Raw genomic sequence first — 26,185 nt, 5'->3', positions numbered from 1 at the left:
GCCGGGTCCCGGCCGCCCGCACCGGACGGCCTGAGTGAAGGGTAGTGGCCGAAGTCACTCAGCCAAAGATCCGTCACCCTCGAGTTGTCCGACGATGACCGCGCCCGTGCCGCAACCGAATCCGTCGGCGCGGTAGGCGCCGTCCGCGCCGAGGCGGGCCTGCGGCGAGAGCAGCATGTCCGCCTCCAGCTGACGAATCCGCTTGGCGGGCGTGCCTTCTCCGCCGAGCCGTCGGTCCGCGGGCCGCTCGTACAGCGGCGCACCGCCGCACATGGCCTCGACCATCCGCTGCCGTCCGGCCAGCTGCCGCTGCTCGGCTCGGCGCTGGTACTCGTCGCGCCGCACCGGCTCGATCGCCTGGAGGAACGCCTGCGGGTGCACCACCGCGAGCAGACCGGAGACGTGCCCGAAGCCGAGCGAGGTCACCAGACCGGCCTTGAGCGGGAACCGCTCGCCGAAGCGCAGCGCCTCACGCGGCCACACCAGGTGCGGGTAGGCCTGCATCTTCTCGTCGACGCAGTCCAGGCTCCGGTTCGGCGGCACCACACCGGTTTCCAGCATCTGGCACAGGCCGATCAGCTGGAACGCGGCAGCACCGCCCTTGGCGTGTCCGGTCAGGCTCTTCTGCGAGACGACGAACAGCGGCGCGCCGTCCGAACGACCGATCGCCGTGGCCAGCCGCTCGTGCAGCTCGGACTCGTTCGGGTCGTTGGCCGCGGTGGAGGTGTCGTGCTTGGACACCACCGCGATCTCGTCCGGCGTGACGCCGAGCTTGCGCAGCTCCGCGGCGAACCGGGACTCGCGTCCGCCGCGACCCGCGCCGAGCGCGCCGAGGCCGGGCGCCGGGATCGAGGTGTGCACGCCGTCGGCGAAGGACTGCGCGTAGGCCACCACGCCGAGCACCGGAAGGCCCATCTCCAGCGCCACGTCACCGCGGGCCAGCAGCACGGTGCCGCCGCCCTGCGATTCCACGAAGCCGCCGCGGCGGCGGTCGTTGGCGCGGGAGAAGTACCGATCGCTGATGCCCTTGGCGCTCATGGCCGCCGAGTCCGCGGTGGCCGACATGTCACCGAAGCCGACGATGCCCTCGATGCCCAGATCGTCGAAGCCGCCCGCCACGACCACCTCGGCCTTGCCGAGCCGGATCTTGTCGACGCCCTCCTCGACGGACACCGCCGCCGTGGCGCAGGCCGCCACCGGATGCACCATCGCGCCGTAGCTGCCCACGTAGGACTGCACCACGTGCGCGAGGGCCACGTTCGGCAGCGCCTCCTGCAGGATGTCGTTGGGCCGCGATTCGCCGAGCAGGTTGTCCACGTAGAGCGAGCGCATCGACGACATGCCGCCCATGCCGGTGCCCTGGGTGTTGGCCACCAGCGAGGGGTGCACCCAGCTCATCAGCTCGGCGGGGCTGAAGCCGGAGCCGACGAACGCGTCCACCGTGCAGACGATGTTCCACAGCGCGACCCGGTCCACCGAGGCGGACATATCGGCGGAGATGCCCCAGATGGTGGGATCCCAGCCGGTGGGGATCTGGCCGCCGACGGTGCGCGACAGCTTGGCCTTGCGCGGCACCCGAATCTCGGTGCCCGCCTTGCGGGTCACCGTCCAGTCGCCGGAGTCCGGCACCGGCGCGATGACGGTGTGCTCCGGGTCGGCCGTGTGGAAGGCGCGGGCCTCGGCCTCGCCGCCGACCGTGAACGACAGATCCTGGTCGAGGAAGACCGAGGTCATCAGCGGCGCGGTGTTGTCGAGCATGGCGCCGTCGTCCTCGTAGCGGCGGATGCCGCAGCGGGCGACCACGGTGTCGTGGTAGCGCTCGGCCAGCTCGGACTCCGGGACGTAGTCGCCGGATTCGGCGTCGTACCATCCCGGCTTGGGGTCGTTCTCCCAGGTGACGAGCCCGGTGGTCCAGGCGAGTTCGAGCACGCCCGCGGCGGAGAGCTCGTCGGAGACCTCCATCTCGAAGCGGGTGCGCGAGGAACCGTACGGGCCGAGCTCGGCCGCGCCGACGATGACCACCATGTCGGCGAGATCGGCGGTGACCTCACCCCATTCCGGCACCGGCAGCGCCGAAGTCATGGCCGGCGGCGCGGGCAGCGCCGGAATGGTCGCGGCCGCGGCGGTTTCCGCGGTCTCGTCCGCTTCCCGCTCGGCCGCCTCCTTGGCCAGCGCGGGCAGATCCAGCTTGGCCCTTGCCAACCCGCCGGTCAGATCGATCTGCTGCGGACCGGTGGCGGTCACCTGGCGGGCTCGCGAGGTGCACCACTTGAGCAGCTCGTCGGCCATCTCGGTGGTGGACCAGGTCTGCACGCCCGCCTTCTCGACGGCCTCCACCATCGGGTCGTTGTGGCCCATCAGACCGGTGCCACGCACCCAGCCGATCAGCGCGTGCACCAGGGTGACCCGCGTCGACCAGGACTTCTCGGCCCGCCACTTGGCGACCACCGCGTCGAGCGCGGCCTTCGACTCGCCGTAGGCGCCGTCGCCGCCGAACATGCCGCGGTTCGGCGAACCGGGCAGCACCACATGCAGCTTCGCGTCCACGTCGTGGTCGGCGCCGAGCTTGGACAGCCCGCCGATGAGGCGCTCCACCGACCAGAGCAGCACGCGCATCTCCATTTCGGCGCGCGCGCCCGCGTCGGCGAGGTCGCCCGCGACCCGCGGCGCCGCGAACGGCAGCAGCAGGGTCGGAGTCATGGCGTCCTTGGTCTTGACCTTCGCGCCGCCGACGGTGTCGACCTGCTCGCTGCCGACCCAGTCGATCAGCGCGTCGACGTCCTGGTAGGAGGCCATGTTGGCGGGCACGACCCACAGGGCGGCGCCGTGCCTGGCGTTCTCGCGGTAGAGCTTCTTGTAGAAGGCCATCCGTTCGTCGCTCAGGCTCGAGGTCGTGACGATGACGGTCGCGCCGCCGCCGAGCAGGCGTCCGGTCGCCGCCGCGGCGATGGAACCCTTGCTCGCGCCGGTGATCACCGCGATGTCGTCCGACCACAGACCCGGCTCTTCGCCGCCACGCGCGGCCTCGGCGATGCGCTCGTACAGCCCGGCGAGCACCGAGCGTGCCTCGTGCTTGGCCTGCTCGCGCCACCATTCGGCCTGCGCGGCAACCGCTTCGCCCGCGCCGAGGAAGCCGTCTACCGGTCCGTCGGCCGAGGCGATGTCGTCCAGCAGCCACAGCCGCGCGAGGTCCTCGCGCGCGGTCGCCCAGCGGTCGTCGATCAGCACCGCTTTGCGTCCGTCGAACGCGGGCGCGACCAAACGCGGCCAGTCCGAACCCAATTCGGCCGACACCAGGTCGACCAGCGTGTCCTCGGTGGCCTCCGGCGCGGACACCTGCTCGGCGAGGCCGAGCTGCTCGAGGATCACCCGGGCCGCCGAGGCGAGCACGCCGCCGCGGCCGGTGATCTGCTCGGTGAACTCGCCGAGCGCCGCCGCGTCGACCGTGGCGCCGCCGCCACCGCCTGCCGCGGGCAGCGACACCGCGACACCGCGCCGGGCGGCGACCGCCTGCACGGCCGCGTCGATGGCGGCGTCGACCGAGGCTCCGTCGCTCAGCGCGCCGGCGACCAGTCCGCCGAGATCGCCGCCGCGCACGCTGGCCCCTTCACGGGTGCCGAGCGAGACCTCGGCGGTGACATGGCTGGCCCAGCCGTCACCGAGTTCCCACACCTTCTTGACGCGCTCGGCGATCGCGGCAGGTCGCTTGCCGGACGGGCCGAACACCTTGCGCAGGTGGTCGTTGATCGAGTCGGAGAGCACCGAGCCGAACGGCTTGTAGGTGCGCGCCAGCCGCTCCACGGTGGCCGACAGCGCGCCCATGTCGGCGTCGGCCGCGCCGTCGATGGCGCCGAGCGAGAGCTCCGAGCCGAGGTCGACGAGCAGCTGGTTGCGCCGCGAGGAGACGCCGTCGCAGAGGCCCTCGATGGTGTCGACCGGCCCGATCTGGTCCAGCCGCAGCTTGGTCCACAGGGCGATGAGCACCCGGGTGGCGTCGGCGGCGGTGAACACGATGTCGTCGGGGCGAGGTCCGCCGGAGCTCGCGACCGGGGCGGGGGCGGCCACCGCGGCGGGCGCGGCGGCGGCCGGAGCCGCGGTCTCGGCCGGAGTCTCGTCGGGTTCGTCGACCGGCGCGGGATCGGTGTCGGTCGCGTAGACGACCCCGGCTTCGCGCTCGATGTTGAGCACCTCGACGGTGGCGGTGCCGAAGCTCGGCAGCTTCAGGGTCTGACTGGCCAGGTTCGCCACGGTCGGCGTCGCGCCGAGACCGATCTCGACGAACCGCTCGACGCCGAGGCCACCGTGCGCGGCATCGGTGAACAGCAGGTCCTGGGTCTCGATCCAGCGCACCGGGCTGGCGAACTGCCACGCGAGCAACTCGATCAGCACCACCCGGCACAGCTCGGCAGGCCGGGCCGCCCAGCTGTCGAAGTCGGCGAGCACCGCGACCAGCGGTTCCGACGGCACCAGATCCGCGATCTCCTGGACGAACGCGCGCTCCAGCGTGAACGGCCTCGGCACCAGGTTCGGGATGTAGCGGCCGAGGAGCACCTCCGGGTGCAGGTCCTCGGGCAGCAGCTGCGCGAGCTTCTGCCGGAACTCCGGCACGCCCTTGCGCAGCACGGTGGAGTGGAAGGGCACGTCGATGCCAGGCACCAGGATGAAGGCCCGCTTGCCGCCGAATTCGGCGCGGCGGCGGTCGATCTCGACCTCCAGCGCCTCCAGGCCCGCGACCGTGCCCGCGATCGCGTACTGCGAGCCGCGCAGGTTCAGGTTGACGACCTCGAGGAATTCGCCGGTCTGCTCGGACACGTCGCCGACGAACCCGATCACGTCCTCGTCGGCCAGACCGATCTGCGAGGGCCGGATGGCGGCCATCCGGTAGTCGCTGCGGCCCTGGGCATCCCGCGGCACCAGCTCGTGCATCGCCGAACCGCGCTGGAACACCACCTCGAGCACCGCCTCCAGCGGCAGCACGCCCGCCACGGCGGCGAGCGCGTTGTACTCGCCGACCGAGTGGCCCGCGAGCATGGCGCCCTCGACGAACGCACCCGCCTCGCGCAGCTCGGCGACCTGGGCGACGCCGAGAGTCGCCATCGCGACCTGGGTGAACTGCGTCAGGTGCAGCACGCCGTCCGGGTGCCGGTGCTCGACGCCGCGCGCCTTGAGGTAGGTCGGGTTGTCACGCACCACGGCCAGAATGGAGAAGCCGAGCGCCTCGCGGGTGTGCTTGTCGGCGCGCTCCCAGATCTCCTTGGCCGCTTTGGACCGCGACCGGGCGTCCAGACCCATCCCCTTGCGCTGGATGCCCTGCCCCGGGAAGGCGTACACGGTCTTCGGCGCCTTCGTGCGGCCGGTCGCGGTCATCACGAGATCGCCGCCCGTGCGGCAGGAGACCTCGACGATCTCGCTGCCCGCGTCGACGGCGATCCGCTCGACTCGCACATCGATCTCCGCGCCGGGACGCACCATGCCGAGGAAGCGGGTGGTCCACGCGGTGAGCGTGCGTGCGGGAATCGAGCTTTCGGGATCCACGGCGGACACCGCGTGCTGCGCGGCGGCCGACAGCCACATGCCGTGCACGATCGGGCTGCCCAGCCCGGCGAGCTTGGCGGCGTTGTCGCTGGTGTGGATCGGGTTGTGGTCGCCGGACACCGTCGCGAAGGCGTGCATGGCACGCGGCGCGACGAGAGTGACGTCACGGCGACGGCGGCGCGGCGTGTCGGCGGCCTGCGCGGCCGTGCCTCCGGCCCGCGGGGGATCGGCGAGTTCGCCCGCGCCGTTGCGGCCGCGGATGGCGAACCGCTCGCTGAGCCGGGCCAACGGCACCACGTCGAGGCCCTTGTCCCGCATCTCGCCGACGGTGACCTCCACCTCGACCACGCGGCCCATGTCGGTGTCGAGCACCGACTTCGACTCCGCGCGGACCACGAGAATGCTCGTGGTGGAAGGCAGTTCGCGCAGCAGCTCGATCTGGTGGTCGAGATGCACCAGGTCGAGCATGCCCTCGATGACCGAACGCGCGTCGCCGGTGCGGGTCGCGCCGAGCACCGCGAACACCGTGGGCCAGCAGGCGCCGACCAGCACGTCGGGCACGGTGCGGCCCAGCGTGCTCAGCGAAGCGGGCAGACCGGAGCCGGTGACGCCTGCGTGGTCGGCGATGAGATCCGGGGTCCAGGCCAGGTTGACGTGCGCCACCCCGCCCTTGACCTCCGGCAGCGACTGGCCCGCGGCGACCGCGAGCAGCTCCGCCATGGCGGCCTCGGCGTCGTCCTCGGTGATCACCGGCGCGCCGCCGTTGTAGGTGGAGACGGGGACGGTGATCCGGATGCGCACCGCGTCGCTGCGCAGCAGCGGGACGGTCAGCTCGACGTAGGAATCGTCGCCCTCGGGACCGGTGGTCTCGACCAGGGTGGCTCCGGTGCGCGGGTGCACCGCGCCCCTGCCGTCCACGGTCCATTCGGCGACGTCGCCGAGCCGGTGCACCGGGTTCACGGTGGTGCGGCCCGACCACTGCACGTCGGGGGCGGCCAGCACCGCGTCGATCGGACCGTTCGTCACGCCCGCGGCGCGGCGCGCGTCGACCGGGGTCGGCACCACGCCCGCACGCACCAGCGAGTAGGCGGTGTCCTGTTCGAAGCGGTCGAGCAGCTCACCGACCGGCTCGTCCATCCGGGTGATGCCCGCGACCGCCACGGTGCCGGGGATGATGCACACCTGATCGGCCGAGTAGCGCGGGTCGTGCGCCTGCCACAGGGAATCCGAGCGCCACCAGCGCCGCACGTCGGCGTCGACGACCGGCACGAAGTTGACCGGCTTGCCGGGGATCTTGCACAGCGCGACGAAGAACGGCACGTCGGCCGGGTGCAGCAGGGTCTGCGCGGCGGCCGGGTACTGCTGCTTCAGTGCGCACAGCGCGTCGACCGGACGCTCGAACGCCGTGTCGTCGGCGAACAGCGTCGGGATCTCGCCGCGATCGGCCGGATGCAACCGGGATTCGGTGCGCCGCACCATCTCCGCGAAGCGGTCCCGCCAGGTGATGTCGAGCCACACCGAGCGGGTGGCGTCGAGGATGGCGTCGCCGAGATCGCTGCCGCAGTCGAAATCCTTGCGGCGGTCCAAGCCGACGGCCAGCTCGACGTAGCGCTCCAGCCAGTCCAGGTAGGTCATGGTGCCGAGATCGCCGAAGTACGGCTTGGCGGTGCCGTTCAGCGCCGCGATGATCTCGTCGCGCCGGGCGGCGACCGCGTCGGCGTCGCCCGCGACCTCGTCGAGCAGGCGGCCGGTGCGCGAGGCGGCGTTGTCGATCTCGTGGATGTCGGCGCCCAATTGGCTACGGCCCGACGCCATTCCGCCGGACGCGGTGCCCGCGCCGACCCAGTCGGGGGTGCCGGGGGTGTCGACGAGCAGCTGCTTCACCTCGGGCGCGGTGGTGGCCTCCAGGGTCGCCATCGCCGCGGTGCCGACCAGCACTCCGTCCAGCGGCATCACCGGGTAGCCGTGCGCGGCCGACCACACGCCGGTGAGGTATTCGGTGGCGCGCTCGGGGGTTCCGATGCCGCCGCCGACGCAGACCACCACGTTGGCGCGGTTGCGCAGTTCGGCGTAGGTCTCCAGCAGCAGGTCGTCCAGGTCTTCCCAGGAGTGGTGACCGCCCGCCTTGCCGCCCTCGATGTGCATGATCACCGGGTAGTCGGGGACCTCGTCGGCGATCCGCAGCACCGCGCGGATCTGCGCGACGGTGCCCGGCTTGAACGCGACATGCGAGATGCCGACCTCGGTGAGCTCTTGGATGAGCGCGACGGCCTCGTCGAGCTCGGGGATACCCGCGGTGACGATCACGCCGTCGAACGGGGCGCCCGCGCTGCGGGCCCGCTGCACCAGGCGCCTGCCGCCCAGCTGCAGCTTCCACAGGTACGGATCGAGGAACAGCGAGTTGAACTGCACCGCGCGACCCGGGTGCAGCAGCTGCTTCAGCTCGGCGACCCGGTCGGCGAAGATCTGCTCGGTCACCTGGCCGCCGCCCGCGAGCTCGGCCCAGTGGCCCGCGTTCGCCGCGGCCGCGACGATCTTGGCGTCCACGGTGGTCGGCGTCATGCCCGCGAGCAGGATCGGCGAGCGACCGGTCAGCTTGGTGAACGAGGTCTCCACCACGATCCGGCCGTTCGGCAGCCGCACCGGACGCGGCGCGTAGTCCGACCACGGCCGCGCCCGCTCGGGCGCGGCGCCGGGGGTCAGCAGGCTGCGCTGGCCGGGACGGGTCGCGGCGGCGACGATGCCGACGCCGCTACCCTTCAGCGATCCGCCGGTGACCCGGCTGAGCAGATCACCGGGGCCGAGATCCAGAATCCACTGCGCGCCCGCGGCGATCACGTCGTCCACCGACTGCACCCAGTCCACCGGATCGACGAGGATGGCCTTCGCGAGCGAACCGGCCAGCTCCTCGTCCAGCCCGCACTGCGCGGCCCAGCCGGACACCATCTCGACCGTGTCGGCGAGCGCGGGGTGGTGGAACGCGACGTCGACCGACACGTCCTCGAAGACGGGCGCGAACACCGCACCGCCGCGCACCTTCGCGTCGCGCGCGCGGGTCTGCTCGTCGGAGATCTGCGCGCAGCGCTGCCGCACCCGCTCCAGCTGCGTCGGGATGCCCGAGAGCACCGCCCTACGCCGCCCGTTGAGGATCGCGACCACGGCCGCGGCATCCGGACTCACACCCTCGGCAACCTCCGCGACCACCGCGCGCAACTGCTCGGGATCGACATTCGATACCGCCACCATCGGCGAGCGCTCGCCCACCGGCATCAGGCCGCGCCGCCGCGCGACGAGATTGCCCGCCGCGCCGACCAGCTGCGCGATCGCCAGCAACTCGGCGTCCTGCGTGCCGCCCGACCGCACCGCGGCGGCGGCCAGCAGGCCCTGCGAATGCCCGACCACGGCGACCGGCTCGTGCTCGGCCGGATCGAGGCCCTGCAACCGCAGCGCCCGCAGCGCCGCCAGCTGGGTCAGCAGCACGCCAGGCATAGACACCGCGGCCGACCGCAACACCTGATCCGACGGCGCGGCCGAGGTCTCGCCTTGATCGGTGTCGACCAGCTCGTCCTCGAGCATCCACGCGACCGGGTCGAATCCGACCGGCCGCACCACGAGCAGTTGTGCCGCAACGGGCTCCAGCAGCGCGGCCGCCTCGTTGACCAACGCGGTCAGCTCCGGCTCCAGCGCGCTGTCGCGCCCGATCTCTTCCAGTTCGCCCAGCCACTGCGCGCCCTGCCCCCCGAAGGCCAGCGCGTACGGCGTCCCGTTCAGCAAACGATCGAGCAGGGGCGATCGCACGCCGGCTGCCTGCCCGGCCGTCCTGACCACCTTGGCGCTCGCTCCGGTCCCGGTCTCGGTGCTCTCGTTGATCGTCAAGACGATTCGACTTCCTTCTCCTGGCGACATGCCCGATGTCGACACGCCGCTTCCTCCGGTGCGCGGGTCGTCTTCGACCTCTAGGCCTGATACGGGCGAGGATGGCACAAAATCATGAGGAAATCCTCACGTTTGGTCCGCCGAGGGGTCCGTACGCCCGAGTATTTCCGTACGTCCGTACCAGAATGACGAAAAACATGACTCGTCCTCATGTTTGAACGCGCTGGTCTACCGGGTTACCAACACGTATGAAACATGAGTGCCCCTCATGTTGACCGTTATTGAATCGTTATAATCCCTGGTGGGGTTACCGGCCAGTACGACACTCCTCACAGAAGCTTCGCGATCCCGGTCAAGCCCGGTAGAGTTTGGACGGTCGTACCATCAAGCGCGAGTGGCGAAATTGGCAGACGCGCCAGATTTAGGTTCTGGTGTCCACGGACGTAGGGGTTCAAGTCCCCTCTCGCGCACAAATTCACGTCATTGATGTCACTTTTCGGTATCCGTGCGTTCGAGTGCGCTCGCGCACACAGAGGCGACCTGCGATTACTCGCCCTGACCTGCGGAAACATCTGGCAGATCTGCCAAAATCCGCGTTATCAATGACACACTCGGAGTTTGCCGGCCGGGGTGATCGGCGATGATCGCACCCGTCGTTCCGCCGCAATCCCCGCTTCAGGAACTCAGCCACGGTCCCATGCCCACGGGCCCCACCATGCGCGTCGCCGACGACACCATCGTCTACGGCACGTGCACCGTCGGCGACGCGGGACCGATCCGGTGCGGTGGCCTCGCTGCCGAAACAGTTGTCAACCGCGGCGATCGTGGCCGCGGTCGAGCGCGTCGCCGAGGGCGCACGAGTGTTTCCCAAGGAAACGGCGCCCACGGCGACGCGACTATCGAAACGCGAGCTCTACATCCCTCGGCACCTCGCATGAGGACCGCGGAGGCGTGATCGCGCTCGATCCCGCTCAGCGCACGACGTCGTAGACGAGCTTGGCCACTCCATTGGAGTAGGTCGCGGACTCCTTCAGGCGCAGTTGCCGCTTGTCCCGGTCCGCCCGGCTGAACAGACTCTTGCCCTCCCCCAGCAGCACCGGGAAGACGAGCAGGTTGTACCGATCGATCAGATCGGCGTCCGCCAGACGCCGTGCCAGCTCGGCGCTGCCGTGAATGAAGACGGCGCCGCCATCGCCCCGCTTCAGTTCGGCGATATCGTCGATCGACCGCAGGATCGTGATCGGACCCCATCCCTCGATCACGGCGTCGTCTTCGAGGCTGGTCGAGACCACGTACTTGGGAAGTTCCTTGTACGCGGCGTGATCCGCAGAGTCGCGCCAGATCGGGGCGAACGCCTCGTAGCTGCGACGGCCGAACATCAGTGCCGTCGTGTCGGCGAGTTCTTCACCCTTGAGCGAGTAGGCCTCGGGCACGAACTCGGTGTCCATCACCCAACCGCCGCTGCGGTGCCCCTCCTCCTTACCTCCCGGCGAGTCCACGACACCGTCGAGTGACATGAAGCCCGTGTAGACCAGTTCACGCGTCAAAATTCCTCCTGAGATCTGAAAACTGTGCCGCTGCCCCGCATCCGTCAGGCGGCGTCGAGGGCCGCGGTGATCTTGCGGGCCATCGCAGCAACGGCGGGGCTGGGCTCGCTCTTGCGGGACCCGGCGGCGGCTTCGACGGCGACCAGGACGGTGCCGCGGAAGTTGTCGGCCTCGCCCGGATGTTGCTTGCCGAGCAGGCTCATCGCTGCGGTCAGGGCAGGCAGCACCTGGTCGGCGAGTTCGGCGACGGACTTGCCGTGCAGGTGGATGTCTTTGGACTTGGCGGCGAGCACATGCCCGACCAGCCCGGTCGCCGAGGTCAGGGCGATGGAGCCGTGCGCGATGCCCTTGTGCGGCGCACCGGAGGCGGCCATCAGCGACACGGCGCCGTAGGCGGCGGTGCGCAGTGTGCTCTTGTCCTGGTCGGTCAAGGTGATGGTGATGGACATGTCGTGTACTCCTCGAAATCGGTTGTGGCACCGACTGGAACGGTGTCGGCGCCGGTCGTTGTGTTCGATGTACACACCCTCGCCGGGCCGACTGACACCGACCTGACACAGACCTGACACCCCCACTGACACCGCGCCTCGATATGCGCGGCCCCCTCCGCCACGGAGTACGCGGGGCATCCTCGGATTGAGCAACAGTGGGGAAGGTGGCGGGCATTATAGATTGGTCGACGCGGCGACTTCTAGAGTTCGGCGAAACCGCGTAGACTTCGAGCAGGTCGGGACAGCATTTCGGAGTCCTATCATGATCAACAGAAAGAATTCACACACGAAGTTCGCCCGGTTGGCGGCGGCCGCCGGTATAGCCGCAGTTGCCGCGATTCCGGTCGTCGCAGCCGCGACGCAAGCGCCTACCGCGCACGCAACGACGCCCACGTCTGCAACCCAACTCGTCGACAGCCCCGGTTGGGGTCACGGCCCTGGCTGGGGTGGTTGGGGCTGGGGCTGGGGTGGCTGGGGTCGGGGCGGCTGGGGCTGGGGCGGTTGGGGTTGGGGCGGCTGGGGCGGCTGGGGTTGGGGCGGCTGGGGTGGCTGGGGCGGCTGGGGCTGGGGCCGCTAGCGCCGGTGACTGAGCCCGGACACGCACAGCGTGCCGGGCTCAACTGCATCGAGTACCGATCGTGTGAAGCCAGGTTCGACCAACCGGGCTGGAGCTGGTGACGAGATGAAGATCGTGTGTATCGGTGGCGGGCCTGCCGGGTTGTACTTCGCTATTTCGATGAAGCGGCGCGACCCGGCCCATGACATCACCGTGATCGACCGCGATCCCCCCGGGTCCACCTATGGCTGGGGCGTCGTGTACTGGGACGACCTGCTCGACATTCTGTATCGGAATGACCCCGACAGCGCCCAAGCGGTGCGTGCCGGGTCGGTCCTATGGCGTGAACAGGCGATCCATGTGCGCGACGACCAGACCGCACATTTCGGGGGCTACGGGTTCAGCATGGGGCGCGCGGCATTGCTCGACGTACTTTCCCGACGGGCGAGCGACCTGGGCGTAAATGTCCAGCACGAGCGAGAGGTCCACGATCTGTCCGGCTTCGACGACACCGATCTCATCGTCGCCTCCGACGGCGCGAACAGCCGGGTACGGCAGCTGGGTAATCATCGATTCGGCACGTCCGTCACACTCGGCGAGAATCGATATATCTGGCTCGGTACGGACAAGGTGTTCAGCCGATTCACCTTCGCCTTCGAACACACCCCGGCCGGTTGGATCTGGTTCCATGCCTACCCGTCGGTTGCCGAAAAGATCAGCACCTGCATCGTCGAGTGCCAACCGCAGACTTGGCATGGACTGGGATTCGATTCCCTGGACAACCTGGAGAACGTGCGTGTTCTGGAGAACATGTTCACGCGCCATCTCGACGGTCACTCGTTGATCAGCAAGACACGAGGCGAATTCGCAAGGTGGAGCCGCTTTCCCGAGGTGACCAACAAGACCTGGTATCACGACAAGGTGGTACTGCTCGGCGATGCAGCGCACACCACGCACTTCACCATCGGCTCGGGCACCCGGTTGGCCATCATCGACGCCGTCGTGCTCGCACAGAACCTGTACGAGCATCCCGAACTCGCCGACGCGCTGAAGAACTACGATGCGCAGCGGCGCGCTGCACTGCGCCCGATACAGGCCGCCGCCCGTGCCAGCATGGTCTGGTTCGAACACGCCGACCGGTATCTCGACCGCAGCGCCGTGCAGTTCGCCTATGCGATGGCGGCTCGGCACGGGCTACAAATGCCGTGGCAATATCAGCTACACCTGCTCACACAGGTACCCACCGTGCGAAAGATCCGGCGTGCTATCGACTCCGGACAGCGGTGGCGGCGGGCGGCCCGACGGGGGGAACTCGCGATGGCACTGCCTTCGCTACGTCGCCCACCCGAACCGATCCCGACCGATCAGTCGACGCCCTGATCCCCGCACAAGCCGGGCACCGTGTTCGCCACCGCCGCACCAGCCCCCACCCGATGAGCCGGCGCCGAAATACGGTTCGCCCTATCCCGGCGCGCCCAGCACCTAGACCGGCATCGCCGCCTGCCTATCCGACTCGGTCACCAAATCCAACCTCCGGACCCGAATCGTGACCGCTACCACGATCGCAGATATCACGAAAAACCCTGCACCCCAATAGAATCCGATGTCGAAACTGTGGATCGCCGCGTGTGCAGGCAGATCAGGGGACGGCGGGTGGCTGAGCACGTATCGCTCCGAGACCTGCACCGCGATCGTAGTGAGCAGCGCGGTTCCGATCGAGGCGCCGATCTGCTGCACCGCGTTCAACAGACCACTGGCCACACCGGCGTCGTGATCGTCGATCCCGTACAGCGCGGTGGCTTGCATAGCCACGAAGATTTGCGCCATGCCGAGCGCTATGACGATCTCGCCCGGCAGGACAGCAGCCCAGTAGGTGTCACCGACCCGCAACTGCGCCAGATAGATCAAGCCACCCGCCCCGAGCAGCGCACCGGCCAGCATCAGCACCCGCGGTCCGACCTGAGGCAACAAGCGACTGGCGACACCCGCGGAAACGACGATGCCGATTGGAAAGGGCAGGAAGGCGATTCCGGCCTTCAACGGCGAATAGCCCAGCGTCTCCTGGAAGTAGTAACTGAGGAACAGAAACACCGCATACATCGCGATCGGGATCAGCAAAGCGACCAGGAACGAGCCACCCCGATTGATCTCGCCCGGAATCCGCAGGGGCAGTAGTGGATTGGCGACCCGCGCCTCGATGGCCACGAAGGCCAGCAGCAGGCAGACACCGGTCACCAGCAGCGTGACCGTGCTGGCCGCACCCCATCCCGCCTGCGCCGCACGATTGAACCCATAAACGACGCTCGCCAGTCCCGCGGTCACGAAGACCACACCGGGCAGGTCATAGCCGCCCACCCGCCGGACCGGCACGTCCCGGACCACGACCGCAAGGGCCGCCGCCGCGGTGGCGAGCACGATCGGAGTGTTCACCAGCAAGCACCAGCGCCAGGACACGAACTGCGTCAACGCTCCGCCGCCGATGAGCCCGATCGCGAACCCCGCTCCGGACACGCCCCCGAAGACGGCGAAAGCGCGAGCCCGCTCGTGCGCCTGGGTGAATGTCACCGACACCAGCGACAGCGCCGATGGCGCCAGCAACGCCGCGAACATGCCCTGCAACGCCCGGCCGGCGAACAGCATGCCACCACTGACCGCCGCACCGGCCACCAGCGAGGCCACCGCGAATCCGACCAAACCGATCAGGAGGATCCGCCGCCGCCCGACATAGTCTGCCAAGCGTCCGCCCAGTAGCAGCAAGCCACCGAACATCAGCGTGTAGGCCGTGAACACCCATTGCTTGTCGGCATCTCTGATGCCGAGGTCGGCCTGCGCATAGGGCAGCGCGATCGTCACGATCGTCGCGTCCAGGACGACGATCAATTGTGTAATCGACAGTACCGACAGCGCCCACCAGCGACGATCGGACGCCACACGGACTTCGGACATGAACCTCACCCTTCGACTTGGGAAGTGGTCGCAGAACGCGCAGGAAGACACCCGCGCGATCGAATGAACTCTTGGCTACCGCCGATCTGCTTTCATCACACCGCGCGGTTATTGAGGGTTCGCCCCGGAAGGCGGCTCGCCACGAAATCCACGGCGGATCCGAGCACACCGATGACAAGGATGATGGCCACGACCTGGTCGTACGCCAACTGATCGCGGGCGTTGAGGATCTGATAGCCCAGCCCCGACCTCACGCCGAGCATCTCCGCGGGAACCAGAACAATCCAGGCGGTACCGAGACCCAGTCGCAGGCCGGTCCGAATATGATCGCGTACGGCCGGAATTATCACGACCCTCAGTTGCTCGGCGCGGGTCGCGTGGAAAGACCGCGCCACGTCCAGGAATCCGCGGTCGATGGCGTGAACCCCGGATACGGTGTTGAGCATGACGGGCCACACAGCGGCAGCTGCGATGAGGAAATAGACCGGCTGATTACCGATCCCGAACAGCGCTATCGCAATCGGCGTCCATGACAATGGAGAGATCATTCGCAAGAATTGCACGACCGGCGTCGTCGCCTGTTCGATCCGAGTGCTCAGACCGATCAGCAGACCCATGGGAACACCGATCACCATCGCGATGGCCAGGCCGATGAGCAACCGCCACAGGCTTATCGCCGCATCGGATACCAGCACCCCACGCTGATGCAGATCAGCGATTGCGGGGAGCACATGTTGCGGCGCGGTCTGACGCAGGAGCGAGTGCTCCGGCGACAGGACCGTCGTCGCCATCCACCAGAGGCAAACCGTCAGAACCATCGCCACCGCGGCGGGCCAGATCTTGGCGGCTGCTGACCGGGTTGCGTTGTGGGGGGCGGGTTTTGATCGAACGGAAGTCGAAGTCACAGCAGTTGCACCTGTTCGGTTCTCTCGAGGTCGGCGGGCAGCCCGAAAGCTTGTGTGCCACCGTGTGCACCAATCGACTTCAGTACGAAGGTGTCGTCAACCAGCTCGTTGTGCACACTGGCCGGATCTATGTTGTCCAGAAAGCCCCGATCCCCGTCCACCACCGTGTCATGCATTGCTTCGACAAGCCGTCGGGTGAAGCTGGGATACGGGTATGGCTGGAATCCCACCAGTTGCGGCGCCCACTCAGGGCGTCGCAACTGATACGGTGGCGCCGGATAAGCGAGCGCAGTGCGAACCGCAGGCAGCGGCTGCGGAAGATAGCTGCCGGACGTCAGGGCACCCGCAGCTCGATTCCGGTCCATATTGATGTGCAATTGTGCGGAAACCACCGCATCGGTGACCTCCTGCACTGCGGACGGCCGCTCTGCGATCACGTCGTCCCTGGTAACCAGGACACAACACGCATGTTCGCGCCACACGTCGCCCAAGAAGACATGGATTCGCCCGATCTTCTTGATCTGCGCGATGGCGTTGAACGGATCCGCCACTACGTACCCCGAAATCGAACGGTTCGCCAGGGCGGGAACCATATCCGACGGGCTCATGACAACCAGTTCGACGGTGCGTTTGGACCGCGACGCACTACGTCGAACAACCGGTGTGATGTCGTGCGCTCGCAGGAGCTGCTGGAGGACGATGTTGTGAATCGACCACCAGAACGGGATGGCGACCTGAGTCCCGGCCAGCTGTTCCAGATCAGCGATGTCCGGAGCGACGGTGAGTGCCGAACCGTTGGTGTGATTCCAGCCCAGCACTCGCACCCCCGCGCCCAGTGCGCGCTGGAGTTGCAGGGCCATCGGCATCAACAAATGCGCGACGTCGATCTGACGAGATACGAACGCCTCCGCCAGCCCGGCCCAGCTTCGGAACAGCACAGGCTTGCCGCTACTGACCGTCCCGGCTGGGTACAGGCCCGCCGAATGCGCGATCAACAATGGCGCCGCGTCGGTGATCGGCAGGTAGCCGATGCGAAGGGCACTCTCCCGCCGCTGCCCAGCGGTTGCCGCGCTGTGGGCGAGGTCGGCCGAGCCGAAGAGACCAGCGGCGACGGTGAGTCCCGTCGCCCCTGCCAACAGGTGTCGTCTCGAAAACGCTGTCACGGAACTACGACCTCGTCCGGGTGGTACTGCTGGAGAATGTCCTCGCGAAGCGAGGACGTATCACTGCCATTCCGTACGTCCCGCCATTCACGACGAATCCTTCCCTGGTCGAGCAGGACGATCCGATCCGACAGCGCGATTGCTTCGTCGACGTCATGCGTGACAAGCACAACCGTTGCCTCGATATCGGCAACGAGCTCTGCCAGCCACTGCTGCAAGTCGATCCGAGTGGCCGGGTCCAAAGCACTGAACGGCTCGTCGAGCAAGAGGAGCCGTGGCCGTGTCGCAGCCGCGCGCAGCACAGCTACGCGCTGCGCCTGGCCGCCCGACAGCTCGCTCGGGTATCGCTCGGCAAGGCGATCCAACCCGAAACGCCGCAACAAGGTATCGGGGTACTGGTGGTCGAATTCGTGACGGTGCGCGGTGAATCGCCTTGCCAGCGAGATGTTCTCGATCACCGTGAGCCATGGCAGCAGCAAAGATTGCTGGAACACCACGCCGGTGCGCGGGCGGGCACCATCCGCACTCCAACTGATCGTTCCGGCAGTCAGATGCTCCAACCCCGCCAAGACCCGCAGGAGCGTCGACTTGCCGCTGCCGCTCGGGCCGAGCACAGCAAGAAACTCACCGCGATCGATCGAGATGTCCACGTTGTCCAGCACGAGACTGTCGCCGAACTTCTTGCTACCCCAATCGACTGCCAGTTCACACGCACTCATGTCGACCACCTCCCAACACGCAAAATAAATTCAGGCACGAACCGTGAACAGGCCCGCCGCTATTTCGCGCCTTTTACGCCGGTCAGCCGCGTATACATTCCGCCGTGCAGGCTGTCGACGACTACGCCGCTCAGTTGATCGCGAAATACCTGTTCGAACGGTGCAAGTTCCCTGAAATGAGAGCCGACAATGCCCGACTTCACAAAGTTGTACGAATTGATGGCCTGACGCCAGCGCCCAGATGTCCGCGGCAGCGCATCGATGATGCGCACCATGGTGCCGGGCTCGAGGTTCACGAGCAGTTCTTCCAACTTCTTCGAAGGATTCGGCACGCAGCTCATCGCAATGCAACTGACAACCACATCGACGTCTCGGCGCATGGCCAGCGTCGCGATGTCATCGGTCACGAGTGAGACATTGTTCCATTTGTTCGCCGAAACACGCTGCTCGGCCTTGGCGAGAATGGACGCATTGTTGTCCACGCCAATGACATGACCGGTGGGGCCGACTGCGTTGAGCAGCGCGGGGAAGGCAAGGCCCGTACCGCATCCGAGATCGGCCACGGTCTTGCCGGACAAGTCCAGTCCGTCGACCAGCCCCGGGTGCAATTTGTCGATTCCGCCAAGCGACAGTACCCATGCAGTTCTGTCGTAAATGGGCGCCGCAATATCATACCGCTCTGCGAATTTCATTCAACACTCTCTCAGGTTGTCGTCGGTCGAAACAGCTATCGTGGAGTCACTCGAACTTTGAAACCGCCCTTGATCATCGGCGCCAGGCCGGGATCCTCGCGAAGCGACCAATTCGCGGGAACTTCGATCTTGTACCGGCTGAAGATCAAGGCCACGAGGTACGGCGCAATCAGGTACCCCAGTTGAGCGCCGGTGCATCGGTGCGGACCTGCACCCCACGCGAGATAGTGCAACAGTCGAGGCTGATCCACTCGTTTGCTCTTGTCGTAGAACCGATTCGGATCGAATTTGTCAGGATCGGTCCACCAGCGTGGATCACGGTGGATCGTCGAGATCGGAATCCCAAGCATAGTGTTCGGTGCAATGTCGAACCCTTGGAAGTTCGCTCCTTTGGATGTGAATCGGAGAAGGAGCGGAAGCCCTTGCATTCGGATCGATTCTTCGAAGCAGGATTTCACCCAATGCAGGCTGCGAACCGACTCGATGGTCGGCTGTGAAATATCGACACTGCCGCACTCGTCCACCACGCGATCCGTCGCTTCGTTGTCGAGGAGGGTGCGAACGACCGTTTGGGTGATGGCGCCGGCAGTAGTGCCGTACGATGCACTGGTCATAGTGGCTACGTCGAAACAAAGGTCCCAGAAAGTCATGGGGGTCTTCAGCTTCTTGTACCCCAGCACCATGCCGTCCAAGACATCGCCATAGGTTCCCAAAGACGGTGAGTTCTGTCGCTCGACAACGCGATTCTTGACGATCATCGCCGCGGAGTACACCGCCCACGGCCGGATTTTGTACGGACCCCACGGGCGTACCAGATTAGGCGGATCAGCGATCTTCAGAGTCGATCCGAGGAACTTGGTGAAGGTCGCGAGACCATTGTGCAACTCATCGATCTCCTGGGCAGTAAAAGGCTCCGTGAACGTCTGCTTCAGCACTCCTCGCAAAAGTGTCTGAAAGATCGCTTCCTGCATATCGGTCACGCCGTCGGAGTCGGTCGCCGCGGCAATGTTCGACTCGAGGCTGTCGAGGTAGGCTTCGACGTTGGCAGCGAACGTATTCTTCAGGCCGTCTCGCGTGACCAGCGGACTGACGATCCGGCGTCTTTCCCGGAAGATCTCACCCTCGATGAACGACAGCCCGTTCTGCCGCTTCTGCAGCATAGGATGATAGTTTCCGAACTTGCTGTAGTCGCCAGAGGTGTCCCCCATTGCCACGTGGGCATCTTCTGGGTTACCCAGTACGACCAGGTCTCGGAGCGGGAGCTTGATTCGGCAGACATCGCCGTACTGCCGGACCGCATCGCGCAAGAACTTGTTGCGATCTTTCGAATACTCAGGGTATGAACCCATGAAACGATGTCCCGGCGGTCCGGGCACGTGCCGATTCGAGAAACGGCGGCTGGTTATGCCGGTCTCGGAGTGAACCTTCGGCGCCGCCGCGTGCGGGCATTTATCGGATGTCAAGAGTCTTTCCCATCTGAATTCAGGATATCTCGGCAATAATCAATGTCAGGCTGTTTCCGCGAAGGTTTCGCTCATGCCGGGAACGCCGTCGCCTTGCGGAACACGTACGCACGAACCATTCCACTGAGGTATCGCGCTCGGGCCTCCAACATCAGGCCAGCGCTTTCGCAGCGCGCTATCGAATGTTCCGCGCCGCGGTCCATCTCCACCTCCGTGGTCATGTGAGCGACGGGATCCAAACCGAACAATCCCGCGATATTACGAACAATCCACAGGCGGAACTTCAGAACTTGACGCAACAGGCCACCGTCCGGCATTGCGAGTTCGATCAGCAGGAAATGCCCACCGTTGCGGAGAACCCGTGCCGTCTCTGCCAGCGCGGCCGATGGATCGTCCATGTCATCGAGCGCGAAACACATAACGACAGCGTCGAAACTCGACGGCTCGAATGCCAAAGACTCCGCGCTTCCACACAAGAGGTCCCATTCACTCTCCGGCCGCTCTTGCCGAAGGCGCACGAGCTTGCGTTCCGCGACCTCCAGCATCTGTTCATTGAGGTCGACAGCGCAGTAGGAGATCGGCATGCGATATACGGCGGCCAATGCGGAGCCGATCTCGCCCGTACCCGCAGCGACATCGAGCACCCTGGCACCGGGTTCGAGTCTCAGCATGCGAACCGCTCTGCGGCGGAGCCTCTTGTCGCCACCCAATGTGAGAATCGAATTGACCAGGTCATAGCGGGGAGCTATTTTCGTGAACATTGCCTGAGGCGTAGCAGGACGTGTCCCGACCATTCAAATCCCTCCTCTCTCTGTGCCTCGACACTTCATTCGCGGCGCCCTATACGGCGAACAGTTCGACCAGCTGCGTCGGCGCCAACCGCCTTCACCATCGACCAGGCACCGGATCTCGCGGCCTTACCGTCACGCAGCCAGCCCGACAGAAGTCCCACTACCTGACGAACATGTATGCGCCCCGCCAGGGCGGGAGCCTCCACCGCAGGGATGCGCGCGTCGATGAGCATCGGACCGTCGTTGCGAAGCGCAGATCGAAATGCGATCCCGAATTCCTTGGATGTCCGCGCCGTCACCGCGGGCAGCCCGCAATGCCGCGCAAAGCTTGCGAAGTCGAACGCCGCGAATTCCGACGACCTATCCGGCCACCCCATTATCCAACTCTCGAATTTGATGGCGGCGAGCGCACCGTTGTTGAATACCACTATCACCGTCGTCGATTCGACCTTTGCCGCATTTCGAAGCTCGGCCAACGTAATGCCGATCCCGCCATCTCCCACGATCGCCACGGAGATGTCCTTCGGATTACGCACGGCGGCGTCCACTGCCGCAGGCACGGCGAATCCCATGGTAGCGAACGATGCGGTCCACAGATATCTGGATGCCGACCTGACATAGCGGTACGCCCACAATGTATTGATACCGACATCCACGCTCAAGGTAGATGCCCTACCGGCTCGCGCGAGCTCGTGATCGATGATCTGCGCGGCCGTCGCCGCCCGCAATTGCCGCGCACTTTCCCGCGGCCCTTTTCGCCGGGGCGTGCCGGTACGGGCAATGCTGCTTACAGCGACGTCGTCATTGAAACATCCAACCAGCGCCTCCAGCGTCTCCCGCGCGTCACCGAGCAAGCCGATCGAGTCCGGCGGGAGCCGAAGGAATGTCAGCGGGTCGGCGTTGATGGAAATCACTGGACTGTTTCCGACCATCCCGAACGCCGAACCTCGCCATGACACACCGACCAATAGGACCAACTGGCTCTGACGGACATTGTGCATTGCTTCGTCATGGCCAGATGTCCCCACCAGGCCGTCGCAGTGGTCCCCTACGACATCCGCGGCCAATGCACCCATCGTGCAGTAGAGAGGACTTCCCGCGCGCGACGCCAACTCGATGAGTTCACGTCGTGCGCCCGATGCACCACGGCCGACGATAATCGAGACATTCTCCGCTTTTTTGAGAAGTTCCGCGGCCCGCACTATCTCTTCGTGTGCGGCCATCGCACTACCGGGAAGTCCGATCAACGAAGTCGGAATACTGAGCGCGCTCGAGCTTTCCACCAGCGCTGCACTATTGCCGGCGGCAATCGCGGAGCTGGACACGTGAATGTGCGTCACCCCCGTACCCCCGCCGGCGACAGTCGCCAACGCGTCTCGAAGGCGCGCCGCATCCTTGTCTGTGCCGTCCAGCACAACCGATATCGCCGCGATCTCACTCAGCACGTCCACCGGGTCCATGAGCCAACGGTCGAGTTCGAAGGAGATCAGCAGCACCGACGCGTTGTCGAACGATGCGTCGTACAGCCCATTCAGCTGCGCGAGCAGTTCAGCGGGAGAAGTCACCAGAGCACAGGCTGGACTCCCCGAAGCCTTGAATGCCGCGGTCGCTCGCATGGCAGCCGCCTGGGTATCGGCGACGACACGCAAGTCGAGGTCAGCACAGTCGCTCGTCAATCCCAGCCGCTCGCAGCTGTTTCTCGATAGGTACCCCGAGTCGATCCCCTGGCGCGCTATCGCATCGAGCAGATCACTCGCGAAGTCGACGACATCGGCGCGGGGCGTTCGGTCGAGCGGTGCCGATTCCACGTCCAACGCCGAGGTCAGAATCACAGCCGGCCCACGCTCCCGACCAGCCTCATGCAGCCTCGAATTCAGTTCACTTGCGTCTCCCGCCCAGAACGCCGGGAGGCCGAAGGCCCGGGCCAGATCGCGCACCGTTGCACCAGATTCCGCTCGGCAGACAACGGTTATCGGCACCGCGTATCGTACGGCGGTGGACAGCTCCGAGACGTATTGGTCCAGAGACTCGAGTTCGGTCAGCACGTAGCACCGATCGCTGGTCGCCAATGCGAGACCGATCGACATCGGGAGAGCCGAACCTTCAGCCTCCAGATTCCACGCACTGTGGATATTCGCGTGTTCGCTCAGGAATCTGCGTGACAGTCGCTGTATCGATCCGGGGTCGACAGCGACCGATGCACCAGCCAGCCGTTGCGCGAGTACCGCCCACCCACCGGGCGCATCCTGGTTTCGCGGCGTTCCAGACGAATGCTCCGATGTTTTTTCAGATGGTGCGCCGGTGCGGCTCCACACGGCGGAGGTCAGGGACTGCAGAATCGATGAAATATCGCCGGCAATTCCAACCCTCTGGCATCCGGCATCGAATCCGGACGTAGCGACATCGGTGATTTCTATCAGGGTATTCGCCGATGGGAAGTATCGCGCTACTCCGGCGGTTGGACGTCCAATCAGAAGAACAGTGTCTTCGGCTGCCGATGTGGCGGCGTCCTTCACCGGCGATACCAGTGCCTCCGGGATTCCCGACTCGGGCAACGCCTCGAGTGGAGCATCCAGCGCGTCCGCGAGAAGGCGAGCGCAATCAGTGACTTCCCTGCTGCCCGCGCCCAACACGATCGCTGTCGGCTTCGCGCAGAGATAGTCCGCGAGGTCGGCGATGCGCTTCTTGTCGGCCTCCGCGGCAGTCCGACGGTCCAACCGATACGGGCTTACCTGTGCTATCTCACCGACCGGCGCGTTCAACACGTCCGACGGAATGGCAACATGCGCGGACGTCTGCTCGAGTCGTACCGCGAGAACCATCTGCTCGAAGACACTGATCTGGTCGGCCGACATGATGTCCGACGATCGCCATGTACCGTCTCTGAACAGCCGCGCCGAATCGATCTCCTGGAACGACTTCGTACCGATACCTGCCCGTGCGACCTGTCCGGATATTGCCAGCACAGGCAGGCGGTCGTACAGCCCGTCATAAACGCCGGGCAACAAATGAGTCGCACCGGGGCCTGCCGTACCGAAGCACACGCCGACAGTGCCCGACCCCCGTGCGTAACCGACGGCCATCCAGGACGCCGCACTTTCATGGCGAACCGCGATCAGTCCGATCTCCGAGCGCCGCCCGATCGCATCGACAAGGCAATTGACTGATTCTGCGGGCATCCCGAAGATATAGCGCACATCGTTTCGGATCAAACGATCCACAAGGACATCTGCGAACCGTGGACGCCCCAACAAGTCGGCCCCAAGGTGCGAATTCATCTGCATGAACTTGCCTCCACTTGTCTGTATCCATCTGCAAGTATGTCGACGACATCAGCCAGGTATTCCATTGCAGGTACGGTGATCCGGACGCCGATGTCCGGATATTCACGAACCACAATCCCCGACTCGGCGAAATACTCGGCCAGCGGAGTCGGGCGATGCATCGGCACCCAGATGAAGTTGCCGTACGAATCGGGGACATCAATTCCACGCGCGCGAACTGATTCGGTGAACAGCGATCGGCAACGAACGACCGCATCCACCTGGCCGGCGAGCTCATCGCTCACCTCGAGCGACGCAATGGCCGCCGCTACCGCCAACCGATTCACACCGAAAGGCATCGCAAGAGTTCGACAGGCGCCGATCAGGTCGCTATGGCCGACGGCATACCCTACGCGGAGGCCCGCCAGGCCATAGGCCTTCGAGAAGGTCCGCATGACGACCAGATTGGGATGCCGGCGAGTCATGCGCACAATTGCCGAAGCATCGTTGGTTCGATCGAACTCGATATACGCCTCGTCCACCACGACGACCGTGTGTCGGGGAACTGCCGAAAGAACCATCTCGACCTCGGCAGGACTGACATGCTCGCCCGTAGGGTTGTGCGGCGCACAAATCAGGATCGCGGCCGCGTCCTCCCCCGCCGCTGCCACCATCGACTCCAGCGGCTGCCACCGATTCTCCGTGCCCGGCACCGGCACTGCCGTGCCGCCGGCACCGACCACGACTCTCTCGTACGCGTCGAAAGCCGGAACTGCGAAAACGACTCGGCCGCCATCGCCGGCAACCCGTTGCACAAGGTATCCCAGCACGCCGACGCTGCCCGGTCCGACGACGACTTGATCTGGTCCACAGCCGGCGAACTCGGCGATAGCCCGCCGCAGCGATCCGTACGACGCAGAAGGGTAGTCTGCTGCACGCTCCACTTCGGCCTCTATTGCTTTGCGAACGCTCGGCAATGGAGCAAAAGGCAATGCATTGTTCGAAAGATCTATCGCGGCGGCCGAGGAATCGCTGTCTTCGCCCGAGCGGTACTCATTCAACAAGACTGCTTCACGCACCACCGTCAACCTTTCCACCGCCTCCATCACACAATGTCCTCTTTTTTGCGCGTGTCGAGTTTCATCGCATCCATGAGAAAGATGATCATCAGTGACCCCGACACGATGCTGATCGATGAAACGGACGGATCTACCAGCAAGATCCAAGTCGACAGGTACCCCGTCGACACCACCATGTCGAAACGAAGCATGTTGTTCGCCGAGCGGCTGTCATCACGAAGGATCATTCGCGCGCACTGAATGCATACGACCGGGAACCACGCGAGGGCGATCAGATACTTCTCCGCGAACTGACCACTCGCCACCAGGAACAGTGGCCCCAAGTAGACAGTTGCCGTCGCTACCGATGCCACTATCGCTGCTCGCTGTCGTGTTCCGCTGATTGTCGCCGAGGTCGACAGACCGGCATTTCGATCGCCGTCGTAGTCGGGCAGGTTCTTCACCAGCCCTTTGGCCGCGAACCATACAAACAAATACGCAGCCATGATGATGAATTGCCAATTCCCGAGCACCGCCGGTCCGTGCTTCGCTATGGCCGGAGCCATCAGGAATGGAAATGCAACATCCAAGGCGAAGAGGCCGATCGACAACACCGGTCTCGCCTTCACGCGGAATGGCGGCAACGAATATTGGTGCGCGATGATGATGCAGATCGCTGTCATCCCGATAAAACTGACGCTCACGAGAGCCGCCAATGCCAGCATGACACCACACACCGCATAGGCACTCCGCAGCAGCCGCCGCCGACCGTAAAGACCGAGAAGGTACAACCGTGCCGGTATGTTCTGGTTGTCTTCTGCGATGTCCGAGTAGGCGTTGAACAGGTTTGCTACCGCGCTGTACAGGAACGTGATGGCGAAGCCAATCAAAACGTCCAGGTCGATCGGCAACCCAAGCATCTTGCAGGACAGATAGAACGCCAACATTCCCGGTAAGCATGTGCGCGGCCGCGCGAACGAAAGAAACAGCTCGAGTCGTCCCAGAATGCTTGTCGTGCATCCTTCGGACGAATTCACCCAGTCGATTCTCGCCTCTGCCGACTTGTCCAGAAACTCGTCAAGTGTCGGTTTCGAAATTGTTCCAGTCACGATCACAGCTCACTCGTCATGCGCAGTTACAATGTTGCCCGCTCCGGACCTCAGTCCTGCAGTAATTCCAT

15 protein-coding genes and 1 tRNA gene are annotated in these 26,185 nt (G+C 65.6%); 3 read left to right on the top strand and 13 right to left on the bottom strand.

The window, feature by feature from the left end; genetic code table 11:
• Positions 1–54 precede the first annotated feature (54 nt).
• Entirely contained in the window at positions 55–9,411 is a 9,357-nt protein-coding gene (locus ACRWNM_RS01095) for a fatty acid synthase subunit beta domain-containing protein (protein ID WP_431962498.1), read from the bottom strand.
• A gap of 388 nt (positions 9,412–9,799) precedes the next feature.
• Here ACRWNM_RS01095 and ACRWNM_RS01090 point away from each other — a divergent pair.
• Positions 9,800–9,881, top strand: a tRNA-Leu gene (locus ACRWNM_RS01090).
• 501 nt (positions 9,882–10,382) lie between these two features.
• Here ACRWNM_RS01090 and ACRWNM_RS01085 read toward each other — a convergent pair.
• On the bottom strand, positions 10,383–10,958 hold the full coding sequence (locus tag ACRWNM_RS01085; protein ID WP_431962496.1) for a dihydrofolate reductase family protein: 576 nt from the start codon (positions 10,956–10,958) through the stop codon (positions 10,383–10,385).
• A gap of 44 nt (positions 10,959–11,002) precedes the next feature.
• Positions 11,003–11,407, bottom strand: coding sequence for a hypothetical protein (locus tag ACRWNM_RS01080; RefSeq protein WP_431962494.1), 405 nt, complete (start codon positions 11,405–11,407; stop codon positions 11,003–11,005).
• Between the two features lie 304 nt (positions 11,408–11,711).
• Here ACRWNM_RS01080 and ACRWNM_RS01075 point away from each other — a divergent pair, with 304 nt between their 5' ends.
• Positions 11,712–12,026, top strand: coding sequence for a hypothetical protein (locus tag ACRWNM_RS01075; RefSeq protein ID WP_431962492.1), 315 nt, complete (start codon positions 11,712–11,714; stop codon positions 12,024–12,026).
• Between the two features lie 105 nt (positions 12,027–12,131).
• Positions 12,132–13,385, top strand: coding sequence for an FAD-dependent monooxygenase (locus tag ACRWNM_RS01070; RefSeq protein WP_431962490.1), 1,254 nt, complete (start codon positions 12,132–12,134; stop codon positions 13,383–13,385).
• Between the two features lie 102 nt (positions 13,386–13,487).
• Here the strand turns inward: ACRWNM_RS01070 and ACRWNM_RS01065 are convergent, their stop codons facing one another.
• From ACRWNM_RS01065 to ACRWNM_RS01020, 10 genes are all read right to left on the bottom strand, one after another.
• Positions 13,488–15,002 (bottom strand): MFS transporter, encoded by a 1,515-nt coding sequence (locus tag ACRWNM_RS01065; RefSeq protein ID WP_431962488.1) that lies wholly within the window; start codon positions 15,000–15,002, stop codon positions 13,488–13,490.
• Positions 15,003–15,046: 44 nt separating this feature from the next.
• Positions 15,047–15,769: an ABC transporter permease gene (locus ACRWNM_RS01060; protein WP_431963550.1), complete on the bottom strand. Its 723-nt coding sequence runs from the start codon at positions 15,767–15,769 to the stop codon at positions 15,047–15,049.
• An 83-nt stretch (positions 15,770–15,852) separates the two neighbouring features.
• A complete protein-coding gene (locus ACRWNM_RS01055; RefSeq protein WP_431962486.1) occupies positions 15,853–17,019 on the bottom strand; it encodes an ABC transporter substrate-binding protein in 1,167 nt (388 codons plus the stop codon).
• Positions 17,016–17,738 (bottom strand): ABC transporter ATP-binding protein, encoded by a 723-nt coding sequence (locus tag ACRWNM_RS01050; protein ID WP_431962484.1) that lies wholly within the window; start codon positions 17,736–17,738, stop codon positions 17,016–17,018. The genes ACRWNM_RS01055 and ACRWNM_RS01050 overlap by 4 nt, the downstream gene beginning before the upstream one ends.
• Before the next feature lie 59 nt (positions 17,739–17,797).
• Entirely contained in the window at positions 17,798–18,430 is a 633-nt protein-coding gene (locus ACRWNM_RS01045) for a methyltransferase domain-containing protein (RefSeq protein WP_431962482.1), read from the bottom strand.
• Between the two features lie 35 nt (positions 18,431–18,465).
• Positions 18,466–19,893, bottom strand: coding sequence for a cytochrome P450 (locus tag ACRWNM_RS01040; protein WP_431962480.1), 1,428 nt, complete (start codon positions 19,891–19,893; stop codon positions 18,466–18,468).
• 71 nt (positions 19,894–19,964) lie between these two features.
• The gene (locus tag ACRWNM_RS01035) at positions 19,965–20,654 is read right to left on the bottom strand and encodes a class I SAM-dependent methyltransferase (RefSeq protein WP_431962478.1); all 690 of its coding nucleotides are present in this window, start codon (positions 20,652–20,654) and stop codon (positions 19,965–19,967) included.
• Between the two features lie 65 nt (positions 20,655–20,719).
• A complete protein-coding gene (locus ACRWNM_RS01030; protein WP_431962476.1) occupies positions 20,720–23,968 on the bottom strand; it encodes a thiamine pyrophosphate-binding protein in 3,249 nt (1,082 codons plus the stop codon).
• Complete coding sequence (locus ACRWNM_RS01025) at positions 23,959–25,053, bottom strand: aminotransferase class I/II-fold pyridoxal phosphate-dependent enzyme (RefSeq protein ID WP_431962474.1); 1,095 nt, start codon at positions 25,051–25,053, stop codon at positions 23,959–23,961. The genes ACRWNM_RS01030 and ACRWNM_RS01025 overlap by 10 nt, the downstream gene beginning before the upstream one ends.
• Positions 25,053–26,120 carry a UbiA family prenyltransferase gene (locus ACRWNM_RS01020; protein ID WP_431962472.1) on the bottom strand — a complete coding sequence of 356 codons (1,068 nt, stop codon included), beginning with the start codon at positions 26,118–26,120 and terminating at the stop codon, positions 25,053–25,055. Before ACRWNM_RS01020 ends, ACRWNM_RS01025 begins: the two co-directional genes overlap by 1 nt.
• Positions 26,121–26,185 lie beyond the last annotated feature (65 nt).

The organism is Nocardia sp. bgisy134, from assembly GCF_965341865.1.
GTDB lineage: Bacteria > Actinomycetota > Actinomycetes > Mycobacteriales > Mycobacteriaceae > Nocardia.
The sequence above is the reverse complement of the archived record's forward strand: the minus strand, read 5'-3'. Positions and strand labels throughout refer to the sequence as shown.